The sequence below is a fragment of the Aquipluma nitroreducens genome, assembly GCF_009689585.1.
Taxonomy (GTDB): Bacteria; Bacteroidota; Bacteroidia; order Bacteroidales; family Prolixibacteraceae; genus Aquipluma; species Aquipluma nitroreducens.
This window is the reverse complement of the sequence record NZ_AP018694.1, coordinates 4,589,783-4,602,913: the sequence shown is the minus strand read 5'-3', so window position 1 is coordinate 4,602,913 and position 13,131 is coordinate 4,589,783. Positions and strand designations below refer to the sequence as shown.

The window sequence follows — 13,131 nt, the reverse complement described above, 5'->3', positions numbered from 1 at the left end:
GTTAAGTTTAATTTAGATTATACATACCGCTCGTAAGCAAGTTTTTCTTCGTTCGAATATCCACCCAGACGCATGATCAACTCATCAAAATCAATCTGGTGAGCGTCAAATTCTGGTCCGTCGATACAAGTAAAATAGGTATTTCCGCCAACGCTTACACGACATGCCCCACACATTCCGGTTCCGTCAACCATGATGGCATTTAAACTGGCCTGAGTTGGAATTTCATACTTTTTGGTCAGCAACGAAGTAAATTTCATCATCACAGCAGGTCCAATGGCAATACATTCGTTCACCTTTTCGCGCTGGATAATCATCTCGGCTCCGGCAGTCACCAATCCTTTGGTTCCGTAGGATCCGTCGTCGGTCATTACGATTGTTTCGTCCGACCATTTTCGGATTTCGTCTTCCAAAATAATCAGGTCTTTATTACGCGCTGCAATTATGGAGATAACCCGATTCCCGGCCTTTTTAAAGCCTTCAACAATCGGAAGCATTGGCGCAACACCTACACCACCACCACAGGCAAGGACAGTTCCCGCCTGATGAATATGAGTTGCTTTACCCAGAGGACCAACTAAATCGAGAATATAATCGCCAACCTCAAGCTCAAAAAGCTTAGCTGAACTAACGCCCATTTTCTGAACCACCAGTACAATTGTCCCTTTTACCGGATCAGCACCAGCAATGGTCAGTGGAATCCTCTCCCCCTTTTCATCTACACGCAAGATCACAAAATGACCAGGCTTACGCGACTTGGCAATTCGCGGAGCATCAACAACAAACTTGGCTACTTTTTCTGAAAAAAGAACCTTCTCTACTATCTGGTTCATCGTATTCGGTTTTAATTAGATTTTTGAAATGAGCACCAAAAATAGTAATGTGCAAAGAATATTTGCTAAAATGGTATTCTTTTTTGGAAGGTTAACTCAATTAATCCACAATCTTAAATAACTGTTAAGAAACGGCTTGTCCTCGTGTCACAATGTTAAATACTCGTGTTTTCGAAGAAATAAATGTTCCATATAAAACCGGAATGTCGTACCTTTAACCTTTTGTTTATCCCTGAAAGTTAACTTTTGAAAGTGATTCAGGAAGTTTAATAATCAATAATTTAACCAAAATTGGCTCAGGAATTTATTATCGCTTTGACCGAACATCGTGCCGTTGGGAACATTTTCGTCCCCATGCTAATTGAAGAAGAACGTTCGTACTTCACTGTAAAAAAGACAGTTAAGTTACGTGACTATAAAAGTGGCGAGGTCGGATTGAACGAATCGGAACTTGAATTACTCAAGTTGATCGAGAATTATAGCGATGAAAACCTGGTGAAAAAATTCTCAAAAAAGAAAGAGCCAAACTTTTTCCAGAACCTGGATGCTGATCTGTTTCAGAACCACATTAGTCCTTTCATCGACAAATACATGTATCGTTGTATCCTGCTGTTAATGAAAGGCAAAACCAGACTGTTTTCCAAACAGGCCAAATATTCGAGCCTATACAACGAAGACGTTATCCAAATCAACCAGAGCTTTTCGGAAAGCGTATTTCATTTTTACCGAAATGAAAATGGCACGAGATACCGACTAAAAATCAGTCATGAAGGCACGCCAGTGGAGATTTTACACAAAACGCTTCGCATGGTCACTACCCTACCCTGCTGTTTTGTGTACCTGAATAAACTCTATATTTTCAATAAGCTTTCAGGGAAAAAGATAGTTCCTTTCCTGTCGAAAGAATCGGTTTGGATTCCGCGGCAGGCCGAAGACAAGTATTACAAGTCGTTTGTGCTGAATACAATTAAAGAATCGGAAGTAAAAGCTACCGGTTTTGAGATTGTTGAAAGCAGCCCGCCACGAAAAACCATACTTTCGCTTGAGCAGGATTTGGCATTGCGACCAACCATTATCGTTAAATTCAGATACGACAACAGTTTATACCTTGCTGATGCTGTATCTGATGTATTTGTCAGCCTTGAAATGAAACACGACAACTATTCATTCAGGAAATTTGTCCGCAACCATGAATGGGAGGAAGAGCAGCTTGCAATGTTGAAAAAACTGGATTTGAAATACAAAAATGGTTTTTGGAATCCAAAAGATAATGATGAAACCGACAACTATTACAGCCCCGTGCTGTGGCTATCAAAAAACCGTGAAACACTGGAGAAACAAGGGTTTCTGATTCAGCAAAACAAACTCGACAAAAAATATTACACCGGAACTCAAATTCTGGATATTCAGATTAAAAGCGACGAAGACTGGTTCGACATTTATGCCATCGTTAAATTCGGTTCGTTCCAAATCCCGTTTATCAGGTTGCGGAAACACATTTTAAATGGCATTCGCGAATTTGAACTTCCATCGGGCGAAATTGCAGTTTTGCCACTCGAATGGTTTTCGTCGTACCGCGAAATTTTCCCGTTTGCCAAAACTGATGGCAATATCCTGAAACTCAAAAAGCACCATTTTCTGCTTCTTCAGGATAACGTAAAAGGAATCGACCGGAATTACTTCTACAAACTGGAAGAAATAAATACGAGTTTTGCCAATCCGGTAGAACTTCCGAATGATTTAAAAGCCGAGCTGCGAAACTACCAGAAAGAAGGATTCTCGTGGATGTATCATTTGTACGAAAACCAATTGGGCGGTTGTCTGGCTGACGACATGGGTTTGGGAAAAACGTTGCAGACCTTGACGCTTTTACTAAAAATCAAGAAAGCAAAATCGCAGATTGTTGTTCCGAAGAAAGACGACCAATTGCAATTTTCGCTTTTCGATCAGCCTGAAGCAGGCGCTCCGTTGCAACCAGCCTCATTGATTGTCATGCCAACTTCGCTGATTCACAACTGGGAAAATGAAATCCGAAAGTTTGCCCCTTCGCTCAAGGTGTATAAACATGTTGGCGGCCTCCGGAATAAATCGAATAAAATGGCGCAAACCATTGGATATTACGACGTAATACTAACCACTTACGGAACGATGAGAAACGATGCTGAAATGCTTCGTTCGTTCGATTTCTGGTACCTGATTCTGGACGAGAGCCAAAACATCAAAAATTCGTCGTCGAAAACATATAAAAGCATCCTTGAAATACGGTCGAAACACAAATTGGTAATTACCGGAACTCCAATCGAAAACTCGCTGTCTGACTTGTGGTCGCAACTCAATTTCCTGAACAAGGGATTGCTTGGGAGTTTGCCCTACTTCAAGCGTGAATTTATAACCCCGATTGAGAAAAAGAATGACGAAGAACAGCAGAAAAAATTACAAAAACTGATTCATCCTTTTGTATTGAGGCGCAAAAAAGAGGAAGTTGCCAAAGATTTGCCGGCGATGACCGAGCAAATCCGTTATTGCGAAATGACTGAAGATCAAAAGGAAATTTACGATACGGAAAAATCGGCTATCCGAAATGCCATTCTGAAAAACATTGAATCGAACGGGCTCAAAAAGTCGGCATTGGTGGTTCTTCAGGGGTTGACCAAACTTCGCCAGTTGGCTAACCATCCATCGTTGGTTTCAAAAGAAAGCGAGATGGAATCGGGTAAATTCAACGAAATATACCGAAACCTAAAAAATTTGTTGGCTGAAAACCATAAAGTACTGATTTTCTCCTCGTTTGTAAAACACCTCGAATTACTTCAGGCCAAAATCGAATCGAAAAACTGGAAATATTCCATGCTAACCGGGAAAACCATGAACCGTCAGGAAGTAATCCGACAGTTTCAGGAAGACCCCGACAACCACATTTTCCTGATTTCGCTGAAGGCCGGTGGCGTTGGGCTGAACCTGACCTCTGCTGACTATGTTTTTATTATCGACCCGTGGTGGAATCCGGCCGCTGAAAATCAAGCCATCAACCGCGCGCATCGCATCGGTCAGGATAAAAAAGTGTTTGTTTACCGGTTTATTACTGAAGATTCAATTGAAGAAAAAATCCAGATTTTAAAATCCAGAAAATCAGCCCTGGCCGAGAAGTTCATCGGCTCGAATAATCCGATAGACGGAATTAATGAAGAAGAAATCATGAGTTTATTCAGTTAAATAATTGTTTTCCGAACAGATTTTCAATTTACATTTGCAACAAATCAAAAAAATAGTCATCAGTCATTCGAAAATAGTTTTTCCTAATGACCATTGACTTTTTCCTAAAATCATTATCGATGAAGCAGTTTACATTTCTTCTGATTCTCTTTTTTATTGTTTCGGGTGTAAGCGCCCAAAAGACATTGAGCCTGAAAGATGCAATTCTGGGTGCCAGTAGTTACCTGAAACCACAAATGCCTGAACAAATCAAATGGCGCGATGCACACCGGTTTGTGATGGTAAAAGACAGCATTCTGCTTCAGCAGGAAATTCAGAAGAATAATCAATCCAATATTTTATCACTCTCCGAATTAAACACGGCCTTAAAAACGGACGGGATAAAAGTGGTCAAATCGTTCCCTCGATTTTCATTCATCAATCCATCCCAAATTTGGTTTCGTGCAGCCAATCAGATCGTGATTTTAAATATTGACACCAAAAAGGTAAATCAAAACATTGAATATCCTGAAAATGCTGAAAATCTGGATTTTTGTACTGCAAACACAACCCTTGCCTACACCGTAAATAATAATTTATTTGCTACTGGAACTTCAGGAGTACAGCAAATTACGAAAGATCAAAACCAACACATCATCAACGGGAAAGCGGTTCACCGTAACGAATTCGGGATCGATAAAGGTACATTCTGGTCGCCGGCAGGAACGAAACTCGCTTTTTATCACATGGACGAAACCATGGTTGGCGATTACCCTTTGGTTGATTACATGACCCGGGAAGCTGAATTGGTAAACATCAAATATCCAATGGCCGGAATGACCAGCCATCAGGTTAAACTGGGAATCTACGATAGAACCACCAAACAGACCGTTTACCTGAAAACCGGAGAACCGCTCGACCACTATTTGACCAACATTTGCTGGAGTCCCGACGAAAAGAGCATTTTTATTCAGGAATTGAATCGTGAGCAAAACCACATGAAGCTGAATCAGTACGATGTGGCTACCGGTGATTTGATTCGGACTGTTTTGGAAGAACAAGACGACAAATACGTTGAACCAGTCCACCCGATTCTCTTTTCGAAGATTGATCCTGAGAAATTTTACTATCAAAGCCGCCGCGACGGATGGAATCACGTGTATCAATGTACCATAAAAGACGGGATTGTTGCACAAATCACGAAGGGCGATTGGGAAGTAACCGAGTTGTCGGGATTTGATGCCAAAGAAGAAAACATGTTTTTTGAAGCCACCAAAGAAAGCCCGATAGAGCGACACGTTTACCGTATTAATCTTCGTTCAGGAAAAACCGATAAACTAACTGCTGAAGCGGGCACTCATTCCGGCATTTTATCTCCTGATCAGCAAAACGCTATCGATCGTTGGACTAGCACGAATAATCCGGGACAACTCGATTTGATATCGGTAAAGAAAAACAGCAGACAGGTCCTTTCTCAAGCAGAAAATACATTAAAAGATTTTGATCTGGGAGAAAATACAGTTTTCACCATCAAAGCTGCTGATGGCGCTACTGATTTGTATTGCCGGATGATTAAACCCAACAACTTCGACCCGGCAAAAAAATATCCGGTGATCGTTTACGTTTATGGCGGCCCACATGCTCAACTGGTAAATAAAACCTGGCAAAACGATGCCCGATGGTGGCAATATTACATGGCTTCGAAAGGATACATTGCCTTTACGGTTGACAGTCGGGGTTCCGAAAACCGGGGCAAATCATTCGAGAATGTGATCCACCGTCAATTGGGAATTATTGAAACTGCCGACCAAATGAAAGGTATTGATTATTTGAAATCACTTCCTTATATTGATGCCAACCGGATTGGTGTTCATGGCTGGAGTTACGGCGGATTTATGACCTTAAACCTCAAACTTAAATATCCTGAAACATTTAAAGTTGCTGTCGCAGGAGGTCCCGTTGTTGACTGGAGCATGTATGAAGTAATGTACGGAGAACGTTACATGGACACGCCACAGGAAAATCCGGAAGGTTACAAAGATGCGAACATGTTAAATTACGTGGATAAACTCAGTGGAAAGCTGATGATTATACACGGAGCTCAGGATCAGACAGTAGTGATGCAACAAAGTATGCAATTTCTGAAAAAATGCATCGATTTAAATAAACAGGTCGATTTCTTTGTCTATCCGACGCATGAACACAATGTCCGTGGAATAGATCGGATTCACTTGATGGAAAAGGTCAGTAATTATTTTCAGGAAAATCTGTAAATCAGGAATTATTCGAAACGTAAAGGTTCCGGGCCACGCGGCTGAAAATTATAAAACCGGGTTTTAGAAACCCCATCGAGAATAAAACCGATGGAATTTACATCGCTCGGATGATTGGGATACCAGGCTAGTCGGAGCTGAATGGTCTTGAACACAAGATTTTCATTTCGAATTCGAAGACCAAGGCCCAAACCGGCATAATAGCTTTGCTTGAATATGGATTGTTCAGATGGCCCAACAATTCCAACATCGAAAAAAGAAAATAAAGCAGTCTTAAAATTCAGAACTGCTTTTTTCTGAAAGAATACATTTTCAACATTTAAAGTCAAACGTTGCTTTCCTTTACCAATGAGACTTCCAAACCCTCTGATGCCATTACTATTCAGCAACAACAAATTTTCAATATCGAACCGGTTAATTCCAATCGTATAATTTAATTTGATAAATTGCCTTGCCTGAACATTCAAAACTTGAAAAAGTGGCGAAATAAAATCGAACTTCAAGTCGGCCATTCCCTGCTCGGTATGCGATTGATTAAAAAAACTTCCAACCCCAAGAGAGGTGTATAAATAAAATGGTTTATTTTTAAACAGATTGCCGGTCGACAAAAATACATGAGAATACCACCTATCATTAAACTCATTGTGATCGTACCCAAAAACCAGTTCACACAAATACCCCTTCGGGATATCTTCAGTAATTCCATAGCTGTAAACCAAATAATCCCGGACATACGACCGATGCGAGAAACTTAAACTTCCCAAATAAAATTTGCTATTGGCGAAATACTGATTGTTATTACTATCGGGCAACGGTCGGTCATAAAAATGAGTATATCTGATACGCCCTGAAAGAGTCATCTGGAAACGACTGTCGTTGGGTCTGATTCCTAGCTTTAATCGCCTGCCATACCACCCATCAAGATAAATATAATTCAAAGGATCTGTGCTAATCACATTATTATTCAAATATACTCGATCTGTCCTGAAACTTCGCATAGTAGTGAACCCACCTGCATAAACAGATTGTGGCCGTAAGAAATCGCGTTGAAGAGAAAGAAACAATTCCTGATGCAGGTAAGTATTTGCATATCCGGTAGAGAAATTAATGAAATTTCCCATGATATTATTTACTGAATAATAAGACTCAAAGCCGATGTGTGGAGCTTTGTCGGTATGTGCAACGATGGTGACACCAGCCTCGTGCCCAACGCCCAAAATATTTTTATCATAGATACCAACTTCTCCCTTATTTACACTTCCAATGCCTCCTGTAACGCCAAACGAAAAAACATCTTGAGTAAGAATAAGAATATCAACCAAATCATTATTTAGCGGACGTGGTGTAATGACAATCCGGACATCTTTCAGATAGGGTAAACTTCGAAGAAGTCGTTCATTATCCATCATCAGGTCAGGATCGAGCGATTGACCTTCTCTGATCCATAAATTCTTCCGGATAACATACAAGTTCGATTGGGAATGTAATGTATTGGCTGCTTTTTCAATCCAAATGTTGGTAGTTTTCAATGTATCATCGAAATTAGGCCCAAATATCTTAAGCGACCGAATTGAAATTGTGCCAATAGTCTTTTTCTGAAAACTTTTATAGTATTCGTACGACTGAAAATCAACATTTCCTGAATCTCTGGCAGAACGGATCATGGTACCATAGAGCCATCTGGTTACCCGATGACGGGAAGCCCTAATTTGCAAACTATCATAGAATAGCTTATTGCTTTTATCAAAAGTAACAGCTTTCAAAGTGTCACAATTTTGAATAAGCACATCTTTACCGGCAAGGGTTAACGAAGAGAGGAGAATTATAGTAAACAATGCAATCTTCATGCTTTCATGTATTCTATTCCAAATTCTAAAATTATCTTTTTATTTATAAAAAGCTTTGCCAACCTAGAAATTCATGATTCAGTAATAGTCGATTTTATTAAATTTGCGACGAAATGCTGAATATAAAAGAATTATATAGAAGAAACATGTACGGGGTTATGGGAACCCTGATCTTTCATATCTTGTTGATGACAGGTTTTTGGATAGAAGAGCTACATTTCAAAATAAAAACCGAAAAAGAAGAAACTATTTTGCTAGATTTTGTTTTACCTCCTGAAAAAGTTGATACTCCCGAACCAGAGAAAACACAAGGCAATAAGAATAGCACCGATCAGAAAAATACGTATGATCAGAATATGGGAAGCAACCGTGCGGTAAATGACGCCATGAAAAAAGATAAATTCTTTGATGCCAGCTACAAACACGACATTGAAGAAGCCGAAAAAATGGTCAGTAATGTGAATAAACAACTTTCAAAAAAAATACCTCAAACAAAGAAATTTGAGATGCCTGAGGCCGTTACCGAAGGACAAAACCCTGATTCAATAAAAAACACAATATACTCTGGGAAAAGCAATATTCACTATTTTCTTGAAAACCGCTTTCACGTCCGCCTTCCAATACCCGTTTTTTTAGCCAAAAGTGGAGGTTCAATTACAGTTGACATACAGGTTGACCGAGCAGGAAACGTAATTAAAGCTGAAGCCAGATCATCAAATAATTTAAAAGATCCAATGCTACCTTTATATGCGACACAGGCGGCTGAACGTACTGTATTTAATTCAGATCAAAAAGCACCATCGGTACAACGAGGAACAATCACCTACCGATTTGTGGCTCAGTAACATCAGATTAATGTAGAGGGCACAATAACTTTAACATCATTTAACAATTATTTTCATAATTTTAGAATGTCAACCCCTACATTTGTAATACATTTTTTTTCATAAGTTTAGGTTTAGTTAGGTTAGTTAGTTTAAGAGAGAAAAGGTAGGACAGAGGTTCTACCTTTTTGTTTTTATATGTTTTCCTTTCAAAGATCTCCATCATTGCAAAATCAATTATTCCTCAAATTTCAACTCCCTATTTCAAAAAGAATCCGTAGTGTTTTTTTGAATTACACGAAATACGTACAGATTAACAACAACTTATCATTAAATATAGTATTTCATCGAACTTCAATTTATCTGAATTTAGTTAAAATATTCAACGGAAGAAGACCTGGAATTCAACAAATCAATAGGAAGTGCCTTATTTGTAGACATTCTGAAGGAAAATCGATTAAAAACATTTGCATTTTCAACATTTTATAGTGATTTTTAAGCCGGAATGAATTTAGAGTTTTCCTGCTGCCTAAATCATTTTAAATAATTTAATCTCTTGCGATGATCGATTATTCAAACCTTGACCTGTTAAATGGGATTCGAAGAAATGATACTATTGTATTGCAATATATCTATAAGAATTTCTATTCCAAGATTAATTTTTTCATCAAAAAAAACAGTGGCGATGATGATGATGCAAATGATATATTTCAGGAGGCAATCATTATTATTTTCAGAAAGTTAAAAGCCAATGAGTTGGTTTTAGATTGTACTTTTGAAACTTATTTATACTCAGTTTGCCGATTCCTATGGCTTAAACAGCTTGAGAAAAGAAAAATTGAAAAGGAAAAGATTAAAGACAATCATGAATACCATGAAGATTTATATGATGATGGGTTAGAAAAAGTGGCTGATCTAAACGAACGCTACCGTTTATATCAAAAGCATTTTATTAATTTAGGAAAAGATTGCCAGAAAATATTGCAGTTGTATTTCGACAAAGTTCCACTTAAGAATATTGCTCAGATCATGGGATTCAAGAGTGAAAAATATGCTAAAAAACGTAAGTTTAAATGTAAGGAATACTTAATTAAAAGCATTAAACAAGATCTTGAATACAATAAAATTTTAAGTGGCGATAATTAATCAGATCTTGTCGTTTGAAAGCACATTGATGAAATTTAAATATCCTGAATTACCTCAAAGAACCTAATTTCTTCGCTTTTGCCTTCTCCTTCGAAATTGCCAATCAGCCAAAACCACGAGCAGAGTGATAAAAAGAAAAATTACAAAATAAACATCCTTACTTGTATATAAAGGTTCCGGATTGCCAATATTAACATATCCGAGCCAGAAATGAGGATGGGCAGTTAAAGGATCAGAGTTATTAAGATGATTTAGTTTTGCCATTCGAAGCGCCACATCTTTTCGTTTCCCTTTCGACAAATATTTATAAAAGTCTTCCATTATCTTCACTCCCGATTTATCTTCAACTTGCCATAAAGTCATTACTATAGATGGACACCCGGCATAAATAAACCCGCGAGCCATACTCATTACTCCTTCCCCTCTTTGAAGTTTACCAGTACCAGTTTCGCACGCGCTCAAAACAGCCAAACGAGCATTGAGTTTCATATTATAAATTTCGTAGGCATTCAAATACCCATCATCGGTTGACTTTTGATCAGGTTTCGAAAAGACCAATTTCGATAGCATCGGCACACTATCATTGATGATCGTATGCATGGCCAAATGCAAAATATCAAATTCTGAAGCTTTTTCTTTGAAGGTATTTTCCTGTGCTTGCTCATCAACAAATGAAACTGATGAAACAAACTTTGATATTCCTTTTACTTCGTCTTTGGCGCCTGGCAAAGGGCTCAGAATGTAAGAAACCGCAGTTTCAGGATCGATTCTTGATTCCTGCGAATCATATTTCGGAGAAAATACCAGAAGGCTTTTTGAACTTCTTTTTTTCTGATCAAAATAATCATACAAGAGAGTTGCCGAATAGCTATAGTTAATCGCATAATCACGAACCAAATAATTCAAATTTCTAAAGTTCATGACACTTGTATCGGGCAACTGCGTTAATAATGCATCAAATGGAATGTATGAAAGTTTATCGTGTGGGATAATAGTCAGACTTGTACCATTCAACTTTTTTGCAACAGGTTTTATTAGTTTTTCATACAATCCATAAGCAGCAACCGAATATTCCACAAAATCCTTCTTCTTGGTATAAAGGTAATTGGGATTAACCAGGAAATCATGAATTGACTGAATGTTATTTACAAACGAATAATCAACACTCTCCTTTGAAAAATTTACTGAATCCTTTGTGATTAAAAAGCGATAAATTTCTCCTTTACCGGTTTTACTTTCCGGCTCATTAACAAAGTATTCCAAAAATGATTGACGGTTACTTATTTTAGATTGTATCTCCTTTATACCAACAACTTTGTTTTCATATTTTAGCGCATAATACTGTGGAAATAACTTCTCAAACGAATCGATCAATCGATTATATTCTTCATTATACTTAAATATTTTTGCCGAATACAAATTGACTTTCTGAGAATCTGGTTTTTCAGAATGATTCTCTTCAAATAACAAAGAGTTATAACTCGCGATATTACCTTTTAAAATGTTCTCCTTTTTCATCAAAGAATCTGGAATTCCTCCAAATTCTTTAGCCTTAACATCTTTAACTGATGCAAGTAAATTGGAGGACTTACTTCTTTCAGAAAATTCAAAAGCCTTCTCAATAAACTCAAACCTCTTAGTCTGACTATACAATTTATAAGAAATGTTTATTGCCTCTAAAAAAGTTGATTCCTGATTCTGAGACAAAAAGAATTTACTGTCCTCATTTTCAAATCCAATCTGCAGGCGGTGTATTAGATCTATTGCATTAGAGAGTGAGTTTAAACTTGCGTTATAATATTTAATCGAATTTTTATAATCGAACTCCGATAAATAGATATCAGCAAGTTTCTCCATTGACAGAGCCTTTTTCTTAAACACTTCTACCAATTGGATATCTGAAATTACATTTTTTAAAGGAGGTTCAGCAAAAGGATCTTTGATTTGAAAAGAATCAACGAGTGAAACAATTGAATTTTGATAGTACTGAATTGCTTCATTTAGATACTTCTTCCTTTGCGCACGAAAATCATCAATTTGTCCAGCTTCAGAATTTTTCAAATAGTAGTAATCACCAAAATTTGACTGCACTTCAGCATATGTTGTGCTTTTTTCACCGTAAAACTTTAAAACAATTGATTTTGCCTTAGTAGAATATAGCAGAGCCTTTTCATAATTTTTCTGAGACATAAGAAATGATGAATAAGCAAGATATTCAGATATTACTCCTTCACTATAATATCCATATAATTTTATCCAAGTATTTATAGCATTTAAATAATTTAGTTCAGCCAATTCATACTCACCCTCATTTCTATATGCAGAAGCAATCAAATCATACAATAAGGGTTTTAATTGAGGCGAAATAGTCATTAAATTCAATTGAGTAAATCTGATTGCCTCCTTATTGTTTCCGAGTTTTAATTGTGTCTCTCCAATGTTATACTTTGAATCCTGAAAATTCATGATATATTTTGCACTATCCTTTTTTAAAATACGATAAGCATTTTTCTGATATTCTAATGCTTGATTATAATCGCCATCAAGACGAAAGATATTACCTAAATTAACATAAACCGTTCCCAGCATAAGATTATTGTCTCCCATATCATTAAGACACAAAGATTCAGCCTTCTTATACGATTCTATCGCTTTATCGAAATTTCCAAGGTTTTTATACTGAATTCCAATATTAATTAATGGGGAAGCCAAGCGAACGCTATTAACTCCATACATCTTCTGACGGAGTTTATACAATTGCTCAAAATTCTTCAATGCTAACTCAAAATCACCAAGTCTACCCGCAGCAATCCCATCTTTTTGAAGCTTAAGAGACAATAAGCTATCCTGATCAATAGACCTTTTATCCAAGGCAAAGACAGAAGAAGAAAATATATAAATAAAGATCATAAAAAATATTTTCTTCATACTCACACTAATTTATCTAAAGTATTTATTACAGAAAAAAAAGATCAATTCTAATTTTTTAATTTTTTTTCTAATTACAGGGTTACCT

General features: G+C 37.3%; 7 protein-coding genes. 4 read left to right on the top strand and 3 right to left on the bottom strand.

Annotated features, from left to right (window positions below):
- Nucleotides 1-17: 17 nt before the first annotated feature.
- Nucleotides 18-833: a sulfide/dihydroorotate dehydrogenase-like FAD/NAD-binding protein gene (locus AQPE_RS19370; protein ID WP_318348146.1), complete on the bottom strand. Its 816-nt coding sequence runs from the start codon at nt 831-833 to the stop codon at nt 18-20.
- 291 nt (nt 834-1,124) lie between these two features.
- Between AQPE_RS19370 and AQPE_RS19365 the strand changes: the two genes are divergently transcribed.
- Together AQPE_RS19365 and AQPE_RS19360 are read left to right on the top strand one after the other, a co-directional pair.
- Complete coding sequence (locus tag AQPE_RS19365) at nt 1,125-4,046, top strand: DEAD/DEAH box helicase (RefSeq protein WP_318348145.1); 2,922 nt, start codon at nt 1,125-1,127, stop codon at nt 4,044-4,046.
- 119 nt (nt 4,047-4,165) lie between these two features.
- Nucleotides 4,166-6,298, top strand: coding sequence for a S9 family peptidase (locus AQPE_RS19360; protein WP_318348144.1), 2,133 nt, complete (start codon nt 4,166-4,168; stop codon nt 6,296-6,298).
- An 8-nt stretch (nt 6,299-6,306) separates the two neighbouring features.
- Here the strand turns inward: AQPE_RS19360 and AQPE_RS19355 are convergent, their stop codons facing one another.
- Nucleotides 6,307-8,145 (bottom strand): BamA/TamA family outer membrane protein, encoded by a 1,839-nt coding sequence (locus tag AQPE_RS19355; RefSeq protein WP_318348143.1) that lies wholly within the window; start codon nt 8,143-8,145, stop codon nt 6,307-6,309.
- A gap of 113 nt (nt 8,146-8,258) precedes the next feature.
- Between AQPE_RS19355 and AQPE_RS19350 the strand changes: the two genes are divergently transcribed.
- Together AQPE_RS19350 and AQPE_RS19345 are read left to right on the top strand one after the other, a co-directional pair.
- A complete protein-coding gene (locus AQPE_RS19350) occupies nt 8,259-8,990 on the top strand; it encodes a hypothetical protein (RefSeq protein ID WP_318348142.1) in 732 nt (243 codons plus the stop codon).
- Between the two features lie 540 nt (nt 8,991-9,530).
- A complete protein-coding gene (locus tag AQPE_RS19345) occupies nt 9,531-10,115 on the top strand; it encodes an RNA polymerase sigma factor (RefSeq protein WP_318348141.1) in 585 nt (194 codons plus the stop codon).
- 63 nt (nt 10,116-10,178) lie between these two features.
- Here the strand turns inward: AQPE_RS19345 and AQPE_RS19340 are convergent, their stop codons facing one another.
- Nucleotides 10,179-13,043 (bottom strand): CHAT domain-containing tetratricopeptide repeat protein, encoded by a 2,865-nt coding sequence (locus AQPE_RS19340; protein ID WP_318348140.1) that lies wholly within the window; start codon nt 13,041-13,043, stop codon nt 10,179-10,181.
- Nucleotides 13,044-13,131 lie beyond the last annotated feature (88 nt).

Excerpts from the sequence above, each read along its gene's own strand:
- AQPE_RS19370 (WP_318348146.1), bottom strand. The coding sequence starts at position 833 with ATGAACCAGATAGTAGAGAAGGTTCTTTTTTCAGAAAAAGTAGCCAAG.
- AQPE_RS19360 (WP_318348144.1), top strand. The coding sequence starts at position 4,166 with ATGAAGCAGTTTACATTTCTTCTGATTCTCTTTTTTATTGTTTCGGGT.
- AQPE_RS19355 (WP_318348143.1), bottom strand. The coding sequence starts at position 8,145 with ATGAAGATTGCATTGTTTACTATAATTCTCCTCTCTTCGTTAACCCTT.
- AQPE_RS19350 (WP_318348142.1), top strand. The coding sequence starts at position 8,259 with ATGCTGAATATAAAAGAATTATATAGAAGAAACATGTACGGGGTTATG.
- AQPE_RS19345 (WP_318348141.1), top strand. The coding sequence starts at position 9,531 with ATGATCGATTATTCAAACCTTGACCTGTTAAATGGGATTCGAAGAAAT.
- AQPE_RS19340 (WP_318348140.1), bottom strand. The coding sequence starts at position 13,043 with ATGAAGAAAATATTTTTTATGATCTTTATTTATATATTTTCTTCTTCT.